Annotated in this window: 16 protein-coding genes; 9 read left to right on the forward strand and 7 right to left on the reverse strand. The window is 64.1% G+C overall.

Annotated elements, in window-relative coordinates; genetic code table 11:
* The first annotated feature begins 94 nt into the window (after positions 1-94).
* The 4 genes from BMY67_RS11755 (at position 95) to BMY67_RS11770 (ending at position 4,926) form a co-directional block, all read left to right on the forward strand.
* Positions 95-310: a DUF350 domain-containing protein gene (locus BMY67_RS11755; RefSeq protein WP_092771784.1), complete on the forward strand. Its 216-nt coding sequence runs from the start codon at positions 95-97 to the stop codon at positions 308-310.
* A complete protein-coding gene (locus BMY67_RS11760) occupies positions 303-1,886 on the forward strand; it encodes a polyamine aminopropyltransferase (RefSeq protein WP_092771786.1) in 1,584 nt (527 codons plus the stop codon). The genes BMY67_RS11755 and BMY67_RS11760 overlap by 8 nt, the downstream gene beginning before the upstream one ends.
* Before the next feature lie 149 nt (positions 1,887-2,035).
* The gene (locus BMY67_RS11765; RefSeq protein ID WP_092771788.1) at positions 2,036-3,694 is read left to right on the forward strand and encodes an FAD-dependent oxidoreductase; all 1,659 of its coding nucleotides are present in this window, start codon (positions 2,036-2,038) and stop codon (positions 3,692-3,694) included.
* A gap of 137 nt (positions 3,695-3,831) precedes the next feature.
* Positions 3,832-4,926, forward strand: coding sequence for a hypothetical protein (locus BMY67_RS11770; protein ID WP_245745029.1), 1,095 nt, complete (start codon positions 3,832-3,834; stop codon positions 4,924-4,926).
* A 105-nt stretch (positions 4,927-5,031) separates the two neighbouring features.
* Here BMY67_RS11770 and BMY67_RS11775 read toward each other — a convergent pair whose 3' ends face one another.
* From BMY67_RS11775 to BMY67_RS11790, 5 genes are all read right to left on the reverse strand, one after another.
* Positions 5,032-5,310, reverse strand: a complete 279-nt coding sequence (locus BMY67_RS11775) for a hypothetical protein (protein ID WP_143069799.1) — start codon at positions 5,308-5,310, stop codon at positions 5,032-5,034.
* Positions 5,311-5,537: 227 nt separating this feature from the next.
* Complete coding sequence (locus BMY67_RS11780) at positions 5,538-6,440, reverse strand: DUF6929 family protein (RefSeq protein ID WP_092771792.1); 903 nt, start codon at positions 6,438-6,440, stop codon at positions 5,538-5,540.
* Between the two features lie 268 nt (positions 6,441-6,708).
* On the reverse strand, positions 6,709-8,712 hold the full coding sequence (locus BMY67_RS11785; RefSeq protein ID WP_177189800.1) for an RICIN domain-containing protein: 2,004 nt from the start codon (positions 8,710-8,712) through the stop codon (positions 6,709-6,711).
* A gap of 213 nt (positions 8,713-8,925) precedes the next feature.
* A complete protein-coding gene (locus tag BMY67_RS19355; protein WP_177189801.1) occupies positions 8,926-9,075 on the reverse strand; it encodes a hypothetical protein in 150 nt (49 codons plus the stop codon).
* A gap of 448 nt (positions 9,076-9,523) precedes the next feature.
* Complete coding sequence (locus BMY67_RS11790; protein ID WP_092771797.1) at positions 9,524-10,192, reverse strand: response regulator; 669 nt, start codon at positions 10,190-10,192, stop codon at positions 9,524-9,526.
* 185 nt (positions 10,193-10,377) lie between these two features.
* Here BMY67_RS11790 and BMY67_RS11795 point away from each other — a divergent pair, with 185 nt between their 5' ends.
* Positions 10,378-10,587: a hypervirulence associated TUDOR domain-containing protein gene (locus tag BMY67_RS11795; protein ID WP_092771799.1), complete on the forward strand. Its 210-nt coding sequence runs from the start codon at positions 10,378-10,380 to the stop codon at positions 10,585-10,587.
* A gap of 84 nt (positions 10,588-10,671) precedes the next feature.
* On the opposite strand, the gene BMY67_RS11800 is transcribed toward BMY67_RS11795, so the two are convergent.
* The gene (locus BMY67_RS11800) at positions 10,672-12,252 is read right to left on the reverse strand and encodes an amino acid permease (RefSeq protein ID WP_092771801.1); all 1,581 of its coding nucleotides are present in this window, start codon (positions 12,250-12,252) and stop codon (positions 10,672-10,674) included.
* 207 nt (positions 12,253-12,459) lie between these two features.
* On the opposite strand from BMY67_RS11800, the gene BMY67_RS11805 reads away from it, so the two are divergent.
* The 4 genes from BMY67_RS11805 (at position 12,460) to nhaA (ending at position 17,296) form a co-directional block, all read left to right on the forward strand.
* Positions 12,460-12,870 carry a hypothetical protein gene (locus BMY67_RS11805; RefSeq protein ID WP_092771803.1) on the forward strand — a complete coding sequence of 137 codons (411 nt, stop codon included), beginning with the start codon at positions 12,460-12,462 and terminating at the stop codon, positions 12,868-12,870.
* Between the two features lie 215 nt (positions 12,871-13,085).
* Positions 13,086-14,456, forward strand: a complete 1,371-nt coding sequence (locus tag BMY67_RS11810) for an MBL fold metallo-hydrolase (RefSeq protein ID WP_092771805.1) — start codon at positions 13,086-13,088, stop codon at positions 14,454-14,456.
* A 104-nt stretch (positions 14,457-14,560) separates the two neighbouring features.
* Positions 14,561-15,799, forward strand: coding sequence for an exonuclease subunit SbcD (gene sbcD, locus BMY67_RS11815; RefSeq protein WP_092771807.1), 1,239 nt, complete (start codon positions 14,561-14,563; stop codon positions 15,797-15,799).
* Between the two features lie 159 nt (positions 15,800-15,958).
* Positions 15,959-17,296, forward strand: a complete 1,338-nt coding sequence (gene nhaA, locus BMY67_RS11820; RefSeq protein ID WP_092771809.1) for a Na+/H+ antiporter NhaA — start codon at positions 15,959-15,961, stop codon at positions 17,294-17,296.
* Positions 17,297-17,467: 171 nt separating this feature from the next.
* On the opposite strand, the gene BMY67_RS11825 is transcribed toward nhaA, so the two are convergent.
* The gene (locus BMY67_RS11825; RefSeq protein ID WP_177189802.1) at positions 17,468-20,113 is read right to left on the reverse strand and encodes a carboxypeptidase-like regulatory domain-containing protein; all 2,646 of its coding nucleotides are present in this window, start codon (positions 20,111-20,113) and stop codon (positions 17,468-17,470) included.
* Positions 20,114-20,154 lie beyond the last annotated feature (41 nt).

Here is a 20,154-nt window from a genome sequence, read left to right on the forward strand (position 1 = left end):
TGCATCCTTGCTTCTCAGTCCGGGTGCCGCGTCGGCTGCCTTCTGCTTCTCCCCTGATTCTAGCTCCTAGCTTCTAACTCCTAACTCCCCCCCAATGGAATATCTCAACTTCAAGCTCGTCATCTCGTCGGTGCTGTATTCGGTGCTGGGCATTATCATTTTGATGCTCAGCTTTTTCATTATTGATAAGCTGACACCCGGTACGCTCTGGAAAGAGATAATTGTGGAGCACAACGTGGCGTTAGCCATTATGGGCGCGGCCTTTATGATTGCCGTAGCCCTGATTATCAGCTCGGCTATTCATGGATAAAGTACCCGTGCGGCGGGTGAAGCGGCCGGCCCTCGGGGCCTCTACCGCCGCTGCCGTCGCCCCCACCGACTACCGCTCGACCCTGCTGCTGGGCTCGGTGTTCGTGATTGCCACCTGCGGGCTGATTTACGAGCTGATTGCCGGCACGCTGGCGTCGTATCTGCTCGGCGACTCGGTGTTGCAGTTCTCCACCATCATCGGGGCCTACCTCTTTGCGATGGGCATCGGCTCGTGGCTGTCGCGCTATTTGGGCGGCTCGCTGCTGCGCTGGTTTATTCAGCTCGAAATTCTGGTGGGCCTGGTGGGCGGCTTCTCGGCCCCGCTGCTGTTTCTGGTCTTCGAGCACGTCAGCTCCTTCCGCCTGATTCTGTACGCGCTGGTGGGCCTGACGGGCGTGCTGGTGGGCCTGGAAATTCCGCTGCTGATGCGGATTCTGGAGGGCCGCTTCGAGTTCAAGGACCTGGTGTCGCGGGTGTTTACCTTCGACTATATCGGGGCCCTGCTGGCTTCGCTGGTGTTTCCGCTGGTGCTGGTGCCGCAGCTCGGGCTTATCCGCACCTCGCTGCTGTGCGGGGCCCTGAACGTAGTGGTGGCCGGCATCGCGCTGTACCGCTTTCCCGAAACCCGGCCTTTTAGGCGCAGTATGGGTGGGGCGCTGGTGGCCTCGCTGCTGGCCCTGGCTGTGGCCTTCGGCTTTGCCGAGCGCCTGCAGGCTTATACCGAAGGACTGGCGTTTCAGGACCAGGTGATTTACACCAAAACCACGCCCTACCAGCGGCTGGTGCTTACCAAAAACCAGCGCGAGCTGCGCCTGTTTCTCAACGGCAACCTGCAGTTCAGCTCGGCCGACGAATACCGCTACCACGAGGCCCTGGTGCACCCCGTCATGCAGGCGTTGCCCCAGGCCCGCCGGGTGCTGGTGCTGGGCGGCGGCGACGGCCTGGCGGTGCGCGAGCTGCTCAAGTACCCCCAACTCCAACACATCGACTTAGTGGACCTCGACGCGGGCATGACCCAGCTGTTTCAGCACAACCAGATGCTGCTCGAACTCAACCACCGGTCCTTACTCAACCCCAAGGTGCGGGTCATCAACGCCGATGCCTACCAGTGGGTGCGCCAGGACAGCAGCCGTTACGACTGCATCATCGTCGATTTTCCCGACCCCGGCAACTACTCCATTGGCAAGCTCTACTCGGCCGCCTTCTACCGGGCCCTGGAGCAGCGGCTGGCCCCCGGCGGCTGGGCGGTGGTGCAGAGCACCTCGCCCTACGTGGCGCGCCGCTCGTTCTGGTGCGTGGCCCACACGCTGGAAGCCGCCGGCTTCACTGCCCTGCCCTACCACTGCTACGTGCCCTCGTTCGGCGAGTGGGGCTTCGTGCTGGCCGGCCGCAACCGCCACTGGCGCCCCGATGCCGGCCCCCTACCCCCCGGCCTGCGCTACGTTACGCCCGCCACCATCCGCGCCATGCGCTTCTTCCCGCCCGATATGAGCGAAGTGCCCACCGAAATCAACCAGCTCAACAACCAGGCGCTGGTGCGCTATTTCGAGGAAGACTGGGGGCCGTATGTGCATTAAGGGACTGGGGGACGTGGGAGATTGGTCGTCTGTCATCCTGAGCGGAGCGAAGGACCTTATCACGTGAAAACAACTCGTGCTGACATAATAAGGTCCTTCGCTCCGCTCAGGATGACATTATCTTTGCCCAGTCCCCCAGTCCCCACCTCATGCCCTCTTCCCGCCGCCATTTCCTGCAACGTGCTGCCCTGGGGGGCGCGGGGCTGCTGCTGGCCCCGCTGGCGGGGCTGCACTCCTGCGCGCCGGGCAGCAGCCGCAGCCATATCAGCGGCAGCCTGCACGGGGCCAACCGCGCTACCGGCCACCTGCTGCGCGACCCCGCCAGCCTGCCCGCCCCCACCCGCACCGAGGCGGTGGAAGTGCTGATTGTAGGCGGCGGCGTGGCCGGCCTAACGGCCCGGCGGGAGCTGGCGCGGCTGGGGCTGCGGCCCGAGCAGGTGCTGCTGGTGGAGCTGGATGAGCAGCCCGGCGGCAACTCCCGGGCCGGCCGCAACGCCGTGTCGGCCTACCCCTGGGGGGCCCACTACCTGCCCGTGCCCGACCCGCGCAACCACGAGTTGCTGGCGTTTCTGGCCGAAGCGGGCATCCTGACCGGCACCGATGCGGCCTCGGGCCTGCCCATCTACAACGAGTATTACCTCTGCCACGACCCCGAGGAGCGCCTGTTCATCAAGGGCCACTGGCAGAACGGGCTGGTGCCCGAGCTGGGCGTGCCCCCGGCCGAAAAGGCGCAGCTGGCCCGCTTTTTCGCCCTCATCGACGAGCTGCGCCAGACCGTGGGCACCGACGGCCGCGACGCCTTCCGGATTCCGGTGGACGAGTCGTCGTGCGACGAGCAGTTCCGCCACCTCGACGAGCAGCCGTTTGCCGCCTGGCTCGATGCCCAGGGATTTACCGGCTCGCACCTGCGCTGGTACCTCGACTACAGCTGCCGCGACGACTACGGGGCCCCCGCCGCCCAGGTGTCGGCCTGGGCGGGGCTGCACTACTTCGCCGCCCGCAAAGGCCGCGCCCACAACGCCAACGGCGCCGATGTGCTGACCTGGCCCGCCGGCAACGGCTTTCTGGTGGAGCAGCTGCGCGCCCAGGCCCCCTCCCCCATCCGCCCCAACACGGTGGCCTTCGCCCTGCACGCCACCCCCACCGGCCTGGCCGCCGACTGCTACAACGTAGCCACCCGCCAGACCGTCCGCGTAGCGGCCCGGCAGGTTATTATGGCTACGCCCAGCTTTATTACCGAGCGGCTGCTGGCCAGTCTGCCCGCCGCCGCCTACCGCCCGCTGCCCGTCCACCGCGCCCCCTGGGTGGTCGTCAACCTCACCGTGGAGGGGCTGCCCCAGGGCCCCGGCCAGCCCCTGAGCTGGGACAACGTGCTCTTCGGCACCGATTCGGTGGGCTACGTGGACGCCGGGCATCAGAGCCTGAGCCTCACCGACGCCGGCCCGCGGGTGGTTACCTGGTACCGCCCCCTGTCGGCCCCCAACCCCGAAGCCGCCCGCCGCCAGGCCTACCAAACCAGCTACGACGACTGGGTGCGCCAGGCGCTGGCCGAGCTCGAAACGGCCCACCACGGCCTCACGGCCCAGGTATTGCGGGCCGATGTGTGGGTTTGGGGCCACGGCATGGTGGCCCCCACGCCCGGCTTCGTATGGGGCCCGGCCCGCGCCGCCGCCGCCCGGCCCTGGCAAAACCAGCTCTTCTTCGCCCACACCGACCTGAGCGGCATTTCCATCTTCGAGGAAGGTTTTCACCAGGGCCAACGCGCCGCCCGGCAGGTGCTGGCGGCTCGCAGTACGGGCTTAGCGTAGCTTTTTGTAAAAACAGACCGTCATTCAGAGCAGCGCGAAGAATCTCGCGTGCCAAAGTAATTATGACGTCAGGTTAGCATGGCCCGCGAGATTATTCGCTGCGCTCAGCATGACGGTCTTTCGTATTTTCGGTTCCTATGATGCCAGTTGCTACCACTGCTCCTACTGCTCCGCCGCGCCTGCGCCCTACTGCCAGCCAGCCCTGGATTCGGTCGGCGTGGTTTGATGGGCTCTGGATTCTGGCCCCGCCGTTTCTGGCGCTGGTGGTAGTGGCCGCTTTGCCGGCGGCCGGGCGCACGGTTTCGGCGCTGCCGCTGTGGGCCTGGGTGCTGCTGGTAGTGCTCATTGATGTGGCCCACGTGTACAGCACCCTGTTTCGTACTTACTTCGACCGGGTGCGGCGGCAACGGTTCCGGACGCTGCTCTGGGCCGTGCCGCTGGGCTGCTACGTGGTTGGGGTGGGCCTGCACGCACTGGGCGGCAGCCTGTGGTTTTGGCGAATACTGGCCTACGCGGCCGTGTTCCACTTCGTGCGGCAGCAGTACGGCTTCCTACGCCTCTACAGCCGCCACGAACAACAAACAACCGCCGGCCGGCACCTCGATACCGGGCTGATTTACGCCGCCACGCTCTACCCGCTGCTCTGGTGGCACCTGTCGGCGCCGCGCAATTTCAACTGGTTTGTAGCGGGCGACTTCGTGCAGCATAACTGGCCCGCCGGGCGACTCGCGCTGGGCGTTTTATACGTCGGGCTGCTGGCCGCCTACCTGCTGAAAGAAGCGGGGCAGTGGCGCCGCACGGGCCACCTAAACTGGCCGCGCAATCTGCTGCTGCTGGGCACGACCGCCTCCTGGTACGTGGGCATCGTGCTGTTCAACGCCGATTTGGTCTTCACGCTGCTCAACGTAGTGGCCCACGGCATTCCGTACCTGGCCCTGGTCTGGACCAGCAGCCGGCCGCCGGCCGCCGCCGCGGCCCCAGGCAGCCGGGGCTGGTGGCAGGGGCGCTACGGGGTGCTGCTGTTTCTGGGCAGCCTGTTTGGGCTGGCACTGCTGGAGGAAGGCCTCTGGGACGGGCTGGTGTGGCGGGAGCACGCGGCCGTGTTCGGCTGGTTCCAGCAGCTGCCCGCCGTTTCCGACTCGACCCTGCTCACGCTGCTCGTGCCCCTGCTGACCCTGCCCCAGGCCACCCACTACGTCCTCGACGGCTTTATCTGGCGACGCGGCTCTTGACTTTTTGAGCTGTTAGCTCTCCGACCAGCATTGCATCAGTTCAAATGAAAACGCCCATCTTCCAAAGAAGACGGGCGTTTTAAATCGGGTATTTGGTGGCAGCATTTACGCGGCGCGGGCCAGCGGAGCCACTACCTCAATGTCGAGTATCTCCACCACGAAGCCCTGCTCGGGCGCGTAGCTTTTGCGGTACGACACCAACAGCGTCCGCCCCTTGGCCGACTCGGCCGTGGTGGTGCAGATTTCACCGTAGGCCTGCTCTTTTTCGAGAAAAGGCCTTAATTGCTCAATGGCCGGCAGAAACTCGGCGGGCAGCAGACCCTGCCGCTCCTGCAACTGCACAGCACTCACGGGATACAGAAAACGAGTGGGAAGAAGCAACATATAGTCGGGGAAGAAGTGGCTAAAAATCAACTCCCCCAAAACACCCCTAATCGCCCGATAATTCCCCCTTGCAGCAAGCTGACAGTCTTTAATTATCAGCCATTAACCACCATTACAGTTAGTTGATTTGCTAATACATACACTTCCCTTTTACCATTAAAAAAAACGGATGTATGCCTTTGATTTAGGACTGAAAAAGCTCCAGCAAAAAGCTGTCAGCCAACAGCTCAAACAACCAGCTCCGCTACTACCGCCGTCGAGCCGCCCGCGTCGTCGTCGGTTACCAGCAGCAGCTCGAAGCGGCCGGATGCCAGCTGCCGCCGCACGGCCACGCTTTCCACTTTACCCAGATAAGACCGGCCGTCGGGCCAGGCCAGGCGGGCCAGCGCCGCGGGGCCGCCGTCGAGCGGCAACACGCCCACGAACGAGCCCAGCACGGCCCCATCGAGCACCGCATCTGCCGTGTCCTCGACTGAGGCCGTTACGAAGAGTCGGTTCGCAAACCAGGCGGCGCCCGAGAAGCCGGCCGGCTTGCCGTCGATAACCGGCAGCCGAAAGCCTTGCACCCGCACCGGGGGCGGCAGCGGCTGGCGGCGGTGCAGAAAAGCCAGCGTAGCGGCCAGCGGCAGCCGAAACAGCAGGTTGCCAGCGGCCGCTCCTACGGTGCGCTGGAGCAGCAGCAGCTCGGTTTCGGTGGCGGCGGCGGCTTCCAGGTTGAGCGTGGCGCCGGCCGGCAAATGGGGCCGCAGCGCCGCGTATAGGCCCGCCAGACTCAGCGGGTACACGGTGCCGGGCAGGCGGTCGGCCCCGGCCAGGGGCACCCAGTAGCCCTGCTCGCGGGCCGGCGTGGCGCCCGAGCCCAGCGCCAGCAGCCCGGTCTCGCCGCTGCCGGCACGTAGCAGCGTCAGGCACTCCAGGTCGGGCTTGAGGTGCTTGGGAATGCGCCCCTGGCTGAAATGGGCCGTTTCGAACAGTGGCGTGGGCCGGCCGGCCGCCAGCGTGGCCGCATCGAGCCGGTAAAGCCAGGGCGAGTCGTCGCCGATAATGTAGAGCGCATCGCCAATCAGCTCAGCCCCCGAAGCCGAGGGCAGGTTGGGCAGGGCAACCTCACGGTGAACCAAGGCGTGCATAGTGGGAACTGTTAGCTGTTAGCTGAACTGACAAGCTAAATTGGTAGGCAGAACGTCATTCAGAGCGCAGCGAAGAATCTGGCGTGAACTCGTTCAACGGCTGTTCGAGCGAGATTCTTCGCTGCGCTCTGAATGACGTTCTATACACCAACTTAAACTGTCAGTTCTGTTATCTGTTTTACTGAGTTGTGCCTTTAGCAGTTGTTATGCGCAAGTTCCGCCTCTTGAGAGCAACTGACAGTGGCCTGGCTTCGGCTTGCCGTCGCCGCTACTTGACGATGGTGAACTCGACGCGGCGGTTGAGCTTGCGCGTGTTTTCCTGGGCGTTGGAGGCCCGGGGCCGGCTGCCGCCAAAACCAATGGTGCTGATGCGCCGCTCGGCCACGCCCCGGCTCACGAGGTAGCGCTTCACCTCATTCACGCGGTCTTCCGAGAGCTTCACATTCAGGTTGGCCGCGCCCTGGTTGTCGGTGTGGCCTTCGAGGCGGATGTTGACCATGGGGTTGTCTTCGAGGGTGCGGGCCAGGCGGTTGAGCTCGGTATAGGAAGCCGGCAGCAGCGTAAACTTGCCCTGGGCGAAAATCAGCGTGGGCAGCTCCAGACTGGAGCCCACGGCGGCCGGCACCAGCGTCAGCTCAATGCTGCGCGACCCCGTCATCGAGATGGTATCAGTGGCCGTGAGGTAGCCTACGCGGGTGGCCTGGATGCGGTAACGGCCGGGGGGCAGCGTCATCTGGAAGGCCCCCAGCGCCACGTCGGTGCGGGCCGTGGCATTGAACATCAGGTCGTTGCCCAGGCGGTTTACCTGCACCTGGGTAGCCAGGGCTTTGCTGGTTTTGGCATCGAGCGTGCGGCCCGTGAGCAGCGTGCGGGGCGTAGCGGGCGTGGGCGTAGCCACGGCTACCGGCGGAGCTGCCACCGTGTCGGGGGCCGCGGGTTTGGCGCCGGTAGCGGTCCGGAACAGGTCGGCCGGGCCATTGATGGAGGCCGTGGACGAAAAGAAGGCCTGCTTCTCATCACCCGACAAACTCAGGTAGGCGTTGAAGCCGGGCCCGTTGATGGGGAAGCCCAGGTTGCGCGGCTCGGTCCAGTTGGTCCAGGAATCGTCGAGGCGGGTGCTCACAAAAATATCGGAGCCGCCGTAGCCTGCATGGCCGTAGGAGCTGAAATACAGCGTTTTGCCGTCATTGGAAAGCCAGGGTGCGAAATCGAAGCCCGGCGAGTTGATGACGGCTCCCAGGTTGAGCGGCTGGGTCCAGAGGCCGCTGGGCGTGGGGCGGCTCACGTACAGGTCGTTGGCGCCTTCCGAGTCGCTGCGCTCCAGGCTCAGCAGCAGAATCTGCTCGTCGGGGCTCATAAAGAAACCCGTGGATGCACCGGCCGAGTAGTAATTGGCCACCTGCACTTCCTGGGGGCGGTTTTTCTTGGCCGATACGCTGCGCGGCACCTTGCTCAGGCCCACGTCCTGAAACGAGCCGTCGCGCCCGTAGGAGCCGCGTACTATCAGCGCCTTGCCCTCTTCCACCAGGCTCATCACGCCGTTGTGCTGGGGCGTGTTCAGCTCGTCGAAGCGGGTGGCGGGCTGCCAGGTGCGGCCGTTGTTACTGGAGTTGCTCACCCAGATGTCGCCCGACTCGGTGATGCCCTCGGTGTTGCCGGCGTAGCGGGTCCGGCTGAAATACAGCGTACTGCCATCAGGCGACACCACCGGCTGCAACTCGTTGCCGGCGGGCGTGTTCAGACTCAGCAGCGGCTCGGGCACCCCAAAACCGGGCAGCGAGGGGTCTATGTTCAGGCGCAGCTTAAACAGCTTCCACTGCTGCGAGGCGCGGTTCTGGGGTTTCTGGCCCACCAGGGGCGTACCGTTGAACTTGTCGGCCGCGGCCAGCGAAACGCACTTATCGTTGCCCCGGCTAATGAGCATAAAGCTGCCCAAAGGTCCCGAGGGCACCAGTTTCCACTGCTGGTAAAAGCTGCCATCCCAGGGGCGCTGCGTAAGGGGCGCGTTTTCGTCGGGACTGGTGAGAGTGAGGCACTGGCCGGTGTGGCGCACCACAATCCGGAAGAACTCGCTGCCCGCCGCGGCCGGCACAAAGCGCCATTGCTGGCTGTCGGCGTGGGTGAACTCCCACTGCACGGCGGCCGCACCAGCTTCGGCCGAGGCATTGGCAATGTCGAGCGAGCGGCCGCTGCTGCGGGCAATTACCCCATACCAGGCCGAGGCATCGGGCAGCACCGGACCCGATTGAGCCCGGGCGGCGGTGGCAGACAACAGGAAAAATACGGGGAGCAGCCAGATGGTCCGGCGGAACAGAAGCTGAATCATGCACACAAAACGATGAACGAGGGCGCAAGTTACCCCAATTGCCGGGCTACCTGCCGCCACCCCAACACCACGGCACCGCGCCTCCCAGCGGAAGCGCGGTGCCGGTTTGCCTGGCTGAACAACCCGGGAGAGAGTTGCCGGGCGAAGACAGGGGACTGATTAGTTGTTGTGCATGTACTTGAAGCGCACGAACCGCTCGTTTTCGTAGATGGCCGCAAAATGCCCGCCCGGCTTCGGGGTTTCCGTTTTGCGCGGCACGGATTTGCGGTTGGCAGGGGCCGAAGAAGTGGCAGCGGAACCAGTACTCATAGCAGGTACATGGCAGATAAAGGAGAGGATTTTCGATGACATGGCAGCTGACAGTTGGAATCAGTGAAAGGTTCGCATTGGGTTGTTTTCAGCGGCCCGGCAGTTCCTCCCGCCTGCAGGAAGCGGTTCCGGTGAGGACTACACGAACATGAAGATTACTTTATTCAATTGAATGATGCTAAGGTATATTTTTTATTGGCAAAATCTAAATCACCCCGCCATTATTGTAAAAAATACGTGCCAGTACGTAGGCCCGGCTCCGCCGTGGCACGTACTGCGGCCTACGAGCCGGCCTGCCGCAACTTTTGCGGGCACCTGCTCTCTTGTAATCCCGCACTCGATACCGCGCCGGCCGAGCGCGGGCAGCACGGCAAAAAACCCCGGGCCGCGCCACCCCTTAACCAAGGAGTGGCGCGGCCCGGGGCGCTTATAACAGGTGGCTGCGCTGCTACGCGAGCAGGTTGTGGCGGATGGCGTACTGAATCAGCCCGACTGCCGACTTGCACTTGGTTTTCGTCAGCAGGTTGCGGCGGTGGGTTTCCACGGTTCGCTCGCTGATAAACAGGGCTTCGGCAATTTCCAGGTTGGAGTGTTCGCGGGCGATGAGCTGCAGGATTTCCCGCTCGCGCCGGGTAATGGCCGGTGGGCCCGGCGTTTCGAGGCTGGCCGTAATCTGCAGGTTCTGGAGCAGCGTATCGGCCACGTCCTGGCTGAAATAGGTGCGGCCGGCGGCCACCTGCCGGATGGCGGTGCTCAACTCGGCGCGGCTGGCGGTTTTCAGCACGTAGCCGGCCCCGCCGGCCTCCAGCACTTCGGCCACGGTGGCGTGGTCGTGGAACATGCTCAGGGCCAGCACCCGCACCTCGGCCCAGCCGGCGCGGATGGCGCGGGCCAGCTCTACGCCGCTCATGCCGGGCATGCTCAGGTCGAGCAGTACTACCCGTACTTCCGGATGGGCGCTGAGCAGCTCCAGCGCCTGCTCGCCGCCGTTGGCCTGGGCCACCACCCGCAGGTCGGTTTCGGGCAGCAGCATCTGCCGGATGCCTTCCACGACCATCGGGTGGTCATCCACCAGCAGCAAGTCAATCACGGCTTCGGATGCAGATAAAGCAGACATGGAAACAAGATAAGCCCCGGCTCCGGCTCCACTACGGCGGTCCGGCCTTACACGAAAGATACGCAAATCCAGCCGGGCCCGCCGGCGCGGCGCGGCCCGGCGGCAACGCGCCACCCGAATTGGCAGTAAAACCTAGCCTCCCTGCTGCCCATTCTTTCTTCTCACCGATTTTCTTTTTGTCACTCATGCGCAAAGGCACCCAAGTAAGCTGGAAATACGGCACCGGCACGGCCACCGGCAAAATCGAGGAAACCCACAAGGAAACGGTCAGCCGCAAGCTCAAAGGCTCCGAAATAGTGCGCCACGGCACCCCCGACAACCCTGCCTACCTCATTGTGCAGGAAAACGGCGACCGGGTGCTCAAGCTGAAAAGCGAAGTGAAAGCGGCCGGCTGACTGCCCTGACTGCCCGCCACGCAAAAGCCCCGTCAGAAGGTTCTGACGGGGCTTTGCCTTGGGTTGAAGCCGGTGGGCTGTTGCCTAGAGGTTGTCTTTATCAGGCTTGATGAAGGCTTCTTCGTCCATCTCGGTGGGCACTACCACCACGCCTTTCTGGAGCATGGAGTTGCGCTTGCCGTAGAGGAAGTACACGATAAAGCCCAGCAGCATCCAGCCAGCGGCCACTTCCAGCGTAGCCGAGTCGAGGCCGATGATGAGGGCCGTGCATACCAGGGCGCCCATGATGGGCACCAGCGGGAAGCTGGCCGACGAGAGCGGCGCGCGGAACGGCCGCGGCTGGTCGGGGTCGGACTTGCGCATAATCCACACGCCCAGGCTTACCAGCACGAAGGCCAGCAGCGTACCGAACGAGGTCAGGTCGCCGGCCAGGTTGCCGGGCACGAAGGCCGCGAACAAGCCCACGAACAGCATGAGCATGAGGTTGGATTTGTACGGCGTGTTGAAGCGCGGGTGCAGTTCGGAGAAGGCCTTGGGCATCAGCCCGTCCTTGGCCATGGAGAAGAACACGCGGCTCTGGCCCATGAGCATCACCAGCATTACCGAGGTGAAACCCAGCAGAATACCAATGGTAACGGCCGTAGCCAGCCAGCCGTAGCCGGTCATGTGCGCGCTGATGGCGTAGCTTACCGAAGCCTCGCCCCCGATGGCCGGATCGGCAAATTCGCGCCAGTTGGCCACCCCCGTCAGCACGTGGCCGAACAGGATGTAGAGAACGGTACAGATGGCCAGCGAGCCTAGAATACCGATGGGCATGTCGCGCTTGGGATTGCGGGCTTCCTGTGCGGCCGTGCTCACGGCATCGAAACCAATGAAGGCAAAGAACACGATGCCTGCGCCCCCCAGAATGCCGCCCCAGCCGTGCTTGTTCCAGCCTTCGTAGGTGCGGACCACCTCGCCGGCGGCGTTTTTCACTACGGCATCGGCCGGAATGAGGTAGGGCGTGTGGTTGGCGGGGTTGATGAACTGCCAGCCCACGGCGATGAACACGATAACAATCAGCACCTTCAGCACCACGATGATGGCGTTGAACATGGCCGACTCCTGGGTGCCTTTTACCAGCAACAGGCTCAGGGCCACGATGATGAGCAGCGCCGGCAGGTTGATAACGCCCTGCTCAGCTACCCCGTTGATGATGGCTTTCTCGAAGGGCGAGTGGCTTAAACTATAGGGTATACTGGTCCCAAACGTCTCCAGCAGCTTGTTGAGGTATTCGCTCCAGGCGATGGACACGGTGGCCGCGCCCAGGGCGTATTCCATAATCAGAGCCCAGCCGATAATCCAGGCTACCAGCTCGCCCATGGTGGTGTAAGCGTAGGTGTAGGCCGAACCGGCGATGGGAATCATGGCGGCGAACTCGGCGTAGCACAGGCCCGCGAATACGCAGCCGAAAGCGGCCAGAACGAAGGCCAGCGTAACGCCCGGCCCCGAGGCCTGCGCGGCGGCGGCGGCGGTGCGCACAAACAGGCCCGCTCCGATGATGGCGCCTACGCCCAGGGCGACCAGGTTGCCCGCACCCAGCGTCCGTTGCAGGGTGCCATGCCCGGTGGAGTTGGCCTCGCCCAGGAGCACGGCCAGCGGTTTTTTGGCGAAAATATTTGCCATAAGGGAAAACGAGGAGTTTAAGGAAGTGAAAAGATGAGAAGCTGATGTAAGCGAAGTGGGCTGCCAGTTCTTTGGCAGGCCCAATATAGGGCCATAATCCGGTTTCTAAGGCCCTGTTTGCCGACGCGGATAAAAACCCACCCCGTTAAACCCCGGGGCCGCGCCGGCATCTATCGGCCGTAAACCAAGTCCACAGACCCCCCGACTATGAAAAAGTTGCTCATCCTGCTGGCCGCCGCGGCCCTGACTGCCGGCGCCGCTACCGCCCAAACCACCAACCCCACGCCCCGATCGGCCGGCGGCCGCATGGAACAGGCCACGCCCGAGCAGCAGGCCGACCGCCTCACCAAGCAGCTCAGCCTCTCGGCCGACCAGCGCACCCAGCTGGTAACGCTGGAGCAGGCCCGCCGCGCAGAAATGCAAACCATGCGCGGCCAGATGCCGGCCGGCGGCGACCGCACCGCCATGCGCCAGACCATGCAAACCATGCGCGACAAGTACGACACCCAGCTCAAGGGCATCCTCACCGCCGACCAGTACACCCGCTACAGCCAGCAGCGCGAGGAGCGCGCCGAAAACCGGGGCGGCCGGAAAATGAAGATGAAAACCAAAAGCTAGCCTCCCGGCGGCGGCCCCGCGCGCCCTGCCCGAAGCCCCGAACCACCTGGTTCGGGGCTTTTTTCAGGCCCCGGCCCGCCGGCTGCCCGGCCGGCCGGCGGGCCGGGGTGGGCAACTTTTGCGGCGCGGCGTGGTTGGCTTGCGTATATTTGAAAGTATGCCCTCTGCAATGGCGGCCCGGCCGCCGGGGCACCTCTCACCACACCCAACACCCCATGAGTCCTCTGCCCAGTAGTACCGGCTCGGTACAAATTCAGCAGTTCTACGATAAAGGCCTGGCCCACGCGAGCTACGCCATCCGCAGCGAAGGCCAGATTGCCCTCATCGACCCGGCCCGCGACCCGCAGCCTTACTACGATTTCGCCGACGAGCACGAGTCGCGCATCGTGGCCATCATCGAAACCCACCCCCACGCCGATTTCGTCAGCTCGCACCTCGAAATTTCGCAGGAAACCGGCGCCCCTATTTATGTCAGCCAGTTGGCGCACGTCAGCTACCCCCACCAGGGCTTCGACGACGGCCAGCGCGTTGTGGTGGGCACCGTCGAGCTGCACGCCCTGAACACCCCGGGCCACTCGCCCGATTCCATCAGCGTGCTGCTCATGGATGAGCTGGGCCAGACCCGGGCCGTATTTACCGGCGACACGCTATTTGTGGGCGACGTGGGCCGGCCCGACCTGCGCGAGTCCGACGCCGTGGGCGGGCACAGCCGCGAGTCGCTGGCGGCCCAGCTCTACCAGAGCACCCGCCAGAAGCTGATGACGCTGCCGGCCTCGACCAGGGTATACCCGGCCCACGGCCCCGGCTCGCTGTGCGGCAAAACCACCAGCCCCGACCTCGACAGCACCATCGGCAAGGAAATCAAGACCAACTACGCCCTGCAACCCATGAGCGAGGCCGATTTCGTGCAGGTGCTGCTCGAAGACCAGCCCTTCATGCCCAAGTATTTCGGGCACGATGTGCTGCTCAACAAGCACGGCGCCGCGCCCTTCGAAGACAGCATCCGGACGGTGCCGCGCCTGCGCTCGGAAGACGAGATAGAGCCCGGTTTCCTGCTGATTGACACCCGGCCGGCCGAGGAGTTCCGGGCCGGCCACCTGCCGGGCGCCATTAACCTGATGGACGGGGGCAAGTTTGAAACCTGGCTGGGCTCGATTGTGGGCCCCGACGAGCCGTTCTACCTGCTGGCCGACTCGCAGATTGCCCTCGACACCGTCATCCGCAAAGCCGCCAAAATCGGCTACGAAACCAACATCAGGGGTGCCCTGCTCACGCCCCGCGAGCTGCCCGCCGGCAGCCCCGCCCCCGACGTGGAGCAGGTGCGCCGACAGCCCGAAGACTTTACCATCGTGGATATCCGCAACCGCACCGAGGCCAAAGAGCGGCTGTTTGAAAACGCGCTGGTGATTCCGCTGCCCGAGCTGCGCGAGCGGGCCCAGGAGATTCCGACCGACAAGCCCGTACTGGTGCACTGCGCCGGCGGCTACCGCTCGGCGGCCGGCTCCAGCATTGTGCGGGCCGCTTTGCCGGGCGCGGCGGTGTACGACCTCTCGGACGCAGTAACGTCGTTCCAGCCTGTTCAGTAATCGTTTCTCGCAGCGGTTCGCGGAGGGATACCAGAGGTGAAAGGGAATCCTCTTTTCACCTCTGGTATCCCTCCGCGAACCGCTGCGAGAAAACCCATAGCCCAATGCGCATCCTTCATACCGCCGACTGGCACCTGGGCCAGCGGTTTATTCAGGGCCACGAGCGAACCGAGGAGCACCGCCACTTTCTGGACTGGCTCATTGCCACCATTCAGCAGGAAAAGGTTGAAGTGCTCATCATTGCCGGCGACGTTTTCGATACCGGCTCGCCTTCCAACCAGGCCCTGGAGCTGTACTACGATTTCCTGCTGAAACTGCGCCAGACCGGCTGCCGCGACGTGGTGGTGGTGGGCGGCAACCACGACTCGCCGGCTACCCTGAACGCGCCGGCGCGGCTGCTGCGCCACCTGCGGGTGCACGTGGTGGGCTGCGTGCCCGAGTGCTTCGAGGAGCAGGTGCTGGTGCTCGACGATGCCAACGGCCGGCCCGGGCTGGTAGTGTGCGCCGTGCCCTTTCTGCGCGACCGGGACGTGCGCCTCTCGGTGCCCGGCGAATCGGCCGAGGAGCGTGAGGCCCGCATCAAACAGGGCCTGGCCGACCACTACGCCCGCGTGGCCGACATCGAGCAGGTGTGGCAGCTGAAGGCGCTGGGCGTGCCGGTGCTGGCCACCGGCCACCTGTACGCCGCCGGGGCCGCCCCCTCCGATTCGGAGCGCACCATTCATGTGGGCAACCTGGGCCAGGTAACCGCCGACCACTTCCCGGCCGTTTTCGACTACGTGGCGCTGGGCCACCTGCACCGGCCCCAGCGGGTGGGCGGGCGGGAGCATATCCGCTACTCGGGCTCCCCCATCGCGCTGTCGTTTTCCGAAGTCGACCACGGCAAGGAAGTGCTGCTGGTGGAGTTTGCCGCCGGCAAGCTGGCGGAGCTGCGCAGCCGGCCGGTGCCGGGCGCGCGGCGGCTGGTGCGCTTCCACGGCACGCTGGAAGAAGTTGGGGCTGCCCTCGTAGCCTACGACAATGCTGGCTACGCGCTGCCCGCCTGGGCCGATGTGCAGGTGCATTCGGAGCTGAGCCAGCTGGAGGTAGCCGAGGCGCTGCTGAAAGTGATTGACGCCCTCGACCGGCATCAACTGGTAGTGCTGGCCCGCCGCCACCTGCGCCTGATTGCCCTGCGCCCCCTGGGCTCCGGCCCCGACGACGACGAGGCAGCCGCCAGCCTCACCCGCAGCCTGCACGATTTCACGGCCCGCGAGGTATTCGAGCAGCGCCTCGATGCCGAGCCCGCCGAGGCCCGCGCCGAGCTGCTGCGCACCTTCGACGAGTTGCTGGAGGGCCTGTAGCAGCAGCAGCGGCGGCCGGCTTTCGGGGCGGCCGGCTTCGGTCGGTGGTTGTACCTTTGGGCGAGAAGCGCGGGTTGGGCCGTCCTGGCCCGCCCTTCGTTGTGGGTGGGCGGCACATGTTCGCCGGCCGCTCCTGTTCTCCCCTGCCCCATTGCTTTTATGGCCGTATCCAAAATAGTTCGTCCGCTGGTGCGGCCGTTTGCCGAGTTTTTCCGCCGCGAAGCGGCCGGCGGCATTATGCTGATGGCAAGTGCCGTGCTGGCCCTGATTATGGCCAACAGCAACTGGGGGCCGGCGCACTTTTTCCCCGAACTCTGGGACAAGCACCTCAACCTCTCGCTCAACGGCTACGGCCTCGACCTGAGCTTGCTGCACTGGATCAATGACGGGCTGATGAGCATTTTCTTCCTCATCGTGGGCCTGGAAATCAAGCGCGAGGTGCTGGAGGGCGAGCTTTCGGAACGGCGGCAGGCCACGCTGCCCATTGCCGCCGCCATTGGCGGCATGGTGGTGCCGGCGCTGGTGTACTTCTTCATCAACCGGGGCCACCCCGCCGCCAACGCCTGGGGCATCCCGATGGCCACCGACATTGCCTTCGCGCTGGCAGTATTGCAGCTGCTGGGGCCGCGCGTGCCGCTGGGCCTCAAGGTGTTCCTCACGGCCCTGGCCATTGTCGACGATTTGGGCGCGGTGCTGGTAATTGCCGGCTACTACACCACCAACCTGCACCTCAACTACCTGTATCTGGCCCTGGGCACCTGGGTGCTGCTGATGAACCTGAACCTGCTGGGCGTGCGCAGCCTGGTGGTATTTATGCCGCTGGGGCTGCTGCTGTGGTTTTTCATGCACGAGTCGGGGGTGCACGCCACGCTGGCCGGCGTGATGCTCGCCCTCACCATTCCCTCGCGCATCGGCCAGGCCAAGCCCGAAATCCTGCTCATGCTCAACAGCCGCCTGAGCATGATTCAGGACGAAGTGCACGGCGCCGATGCCAACCCGCGCATCATCAGCGAGGAGTTGGAGTACCTTTCCGACGCCATCAGCTCGCCGGCCCAGAAGCTGGAGCAGCGCCTGCACTCGGTGGTGGCCTTCGTGATTATCCCGCTCTTCGCCTTCGCCAACACCAGCCTCGAAATAGATGCCTCGGTGTTCCGCGACCTGCTCACGCCGCTGGGCCTGGGCATCATTCTGGGCCTCACGGTGGGCAAGCCGCTGGGCATCGGGGCGATGAGCTGGCTGAGCATCCGCCTGGGCTGGGCCTCGCTGCCGGCCGGCGTCACATGGCGGCACATCTGGGGCGCGGGCCTGCTGGGCGGCATCGGCTTCACCATGTCGCTGTTTATCACGCTGCTGGCCCTGGGCGAGCACACGGCCGGCGAGCCGGTAGCCAAGCTGGCCATCCTCACCGCCTCGTTCATCTCCGGCACCCTCGGCTTCGTGCTGCTGCGCACCATGCCGTTGCCGGAGGAAGTAATAGGTAGTAACGCTACGCGGTAGCCCCGGCGAGGCGGCCTGGCCCGGTAGCCTAATAGTAGCAGCAGCTACCAGAACCCCAGCGGGGCAACGCAATTGGGTTGGGTTAGCAGATACCGTTTTGGATGGCTTTAGCCAGCACCTTAGCGGCTCCATTGCTGCCCTATAATGTGCAGCAGGTTTACGCTTTGGTATCTACAATGACATTCGCGCCGACGCCAGCACTTGCGCTGGCCTGAACTCATAGGTAGTTTGAGCCAGTTGAAACGGACTCACAAAGCTGTACTGATACTTTCGGATATCAAAAATATTGTCCCAGCGCAACTCCAGGTCAATTTTGCGTCCTTTGGTGGGCAGCGCGTAGCGGTAGAGCACATCGGCAAACAGGGCGCGTACCGTGGGGGCCGGGCCGTGGCTGTCGTAATAATCGATGCTGAGCGTGAGTTGGTGCCCGCCTACCGGAAACAGGCTGGCGCTGGCCTGATGCTCCTGCACCAGGGCCGGGGTGCTGGTCCGGGTGGTTATCTGGCTGCGTAGCGTGGTGAGGCTGGCCCGACCTTCTACGCTGCCCCATGCCAGGGCTAATATGCTGGCCTTAAGGCTGGCTGTGCCGCTTTGGGTACGGGTGTTGGTTATCCGGCCATTTAGCATCTGGGGCTGCTGGCGCAGGTTACCGAGTACCTGGAAGCTCAGGTTGGTTTTCCAGGGGCTGATAAACTGACTTAGGTTCGCGCTGAGCAGATGCGAATTGGCACGGTTGGCGCGGTCGAGGGCCATGGTCGTCAGCGCGCCGTCGGCATTTATCTGGCTGCTGTAAAGCCGGTTGCTTAGCGCGCTGCTGAAAGCATAGCTGGTGTAGAAAAATCGGGAACGGAGAGGGTCCTGAAAATAGATACTACCCGCGTAGCGTTGCGTTTGGGTCCGGGCCAGGGGCGCATCGTTGCGCTGCATTGTGCGGTAGTCGCGCAGCAGGTAGCCGTAACTCAGTTGGTTGATGTCGCCAAACATATTACTCAGGCTCCCATCGGCCGACACTTGCCAATGTCGCCCCAGAGGGCGGGTCAGGTTCAGGCTGGGTTCGGCCACTACCGCGCGCAGGCGCTGGCTGGCTTCAAGCGGCGCATCGGTGGCCCGGAAGCCATAGTAGCTCAGCGGCACGCGCAAACTCAGGCTCCAGCGGTCAGTATTACGGCTCAGTCCGGGCTCGATGTAGTAGCGGGCATGGTTCCAGTGCAGCCTATTGCGCCGCAACGGGCCAACAGTAGTAGGCTCCGGAGTAGTGGTAGTCAGTGCCGAAGACAGCCGCTGGACTTCCTGCGAAAAGCCCACCTGGCCCGACCAGTGCCAGTTGCCCCGCCTAAACGTCAGCCCCGCCGAGTTGGTGGTCGAAAACGCCGCGAGCTGGGCCTGCTGCCGGACGGAGTCGTAGGCTACGCCCCCCGCAAGCAGTGGCGCAAAAGGCCCCGGGCTCACGGCCAGTTCCTGCGGACTGTTACTGAATCGCGTAAGCGACGAGAGCTGCAACAGCGGCCCGCCGCCGAGGGGGCGTACCAGTCTCAGCCGGTTGGTCAGGGCCAGAAATGGATTGTGCGCCTCCTGAGCCAGGCGCAGGCCGGTTTCGGGGCGGTAGATATTGCCGGTTTGGGCATCCCAGCGGCCGTCGAGGCTCAGCGTGTTTTTTAGGTAATAGCGCCGCACGTTTTTGCTGAAAGCCAGATCGGCCAGCAGCTGGCGGAACGTAGCCTGGGTGGCCTTGGCTTCTGTTAGGGTCACGGTTCGGTTATCGGGCAAGAAGAACTGCGTTTGGCTGCCTCCCCGCGCCGTTTGCACATCGTGCAGATAGGAAGCGTTGACACGCAGCTGGTTTTCGGGGCCGACCGGAATGAGGTGGTTGGCACTCAGCAGATGTACCTGGTTGAACAAGTAGCGGCTGGCCCCTGCCGGCGGGCGGCCTAGACCCACTATGTGCGTCAGGTCGGGCTTCTGGCTACTGGACTCATTACCGGACGGAAAATCCGCCGCGGTTAAGGCCCGGAGCTGGGTCGATATGTCCTGGCCGGTGTTGTTGGTCTGGTAGGTATCGAGCAGTTGCTGGCGTCCCGCAAAGAGCATAGGCGCCAGATTGGCGCTCCACAGCGCGCCCAGCGGGGCAGGCCCCCAGCCAGCTCCCAATTGTACCTGACCGGTAGCCGTCACCTTACGCTTGAGCTGCAGGTTGAGGGCCGCGTTATCGGGCCGGTTCAGACTGTCGAGGGCCCGGATGGGCTGGTGGCGCTCCAGTACCTGCACACTCTGCACGGCCTCGGCAGGCAGGTTATTGCTGGCCAGTGAGTACCGCCCTTCCAGCAAATCCTGGCCATTAATATAGAACTTGTTGATGAGATTGCCCTGATAGGAAATCCGGCCATCGCCGTCCACTTCAATACCCGGCATCTTTTTCAGCACATCGGCAATTACGCGGTCCTGCTTGCCAGTAAAGGCACTCACGGTATAGCTGAGCGTATCGCGGTGCCGGGTAATGGGCGCACTTCGTACCGTTACTTCCCGAAGCTGCGTTGGGATGGCCTGCAGGACAAGCGGCACGGTTTGGCTGCGGTTGACCAGCCCGAGCCGTTGGGCGGCGTAGCCCAAGGCGCGGGCATGCAGATACATCGAGTCGGAGACAGGTGTAGCGGCCAGTTTCAGGGTGAAGCTGCCATCGGTAGCCGAAACGACGAAGGCCGTAGAGGGCGGCTGGGCCTTCGTTTCCGCTTCGAGCAGCACCCCGGCCAGCGGCTGGCCAGCAACGTCGCGCACGGTGCCGCTCAGAATGGTTTGGGCGCAAACGTGGGTGTTAGCCAAAAGCAGCAGGCCCACCAGTAACAGCCACGCCAGTTGAGTTT

Origin of the sequence: Hymenobacter actinosclerus (genome assembly GCF_900111515.1) — a bacterium.
In the GTDB taxonomy this organism is placed as follows: Bacteria; Bacteroidota; Bacteroidia; order Cytophagales; family Hymenobacteraceae; genus Hymenobacter; species Hymenobacter actinosclerus.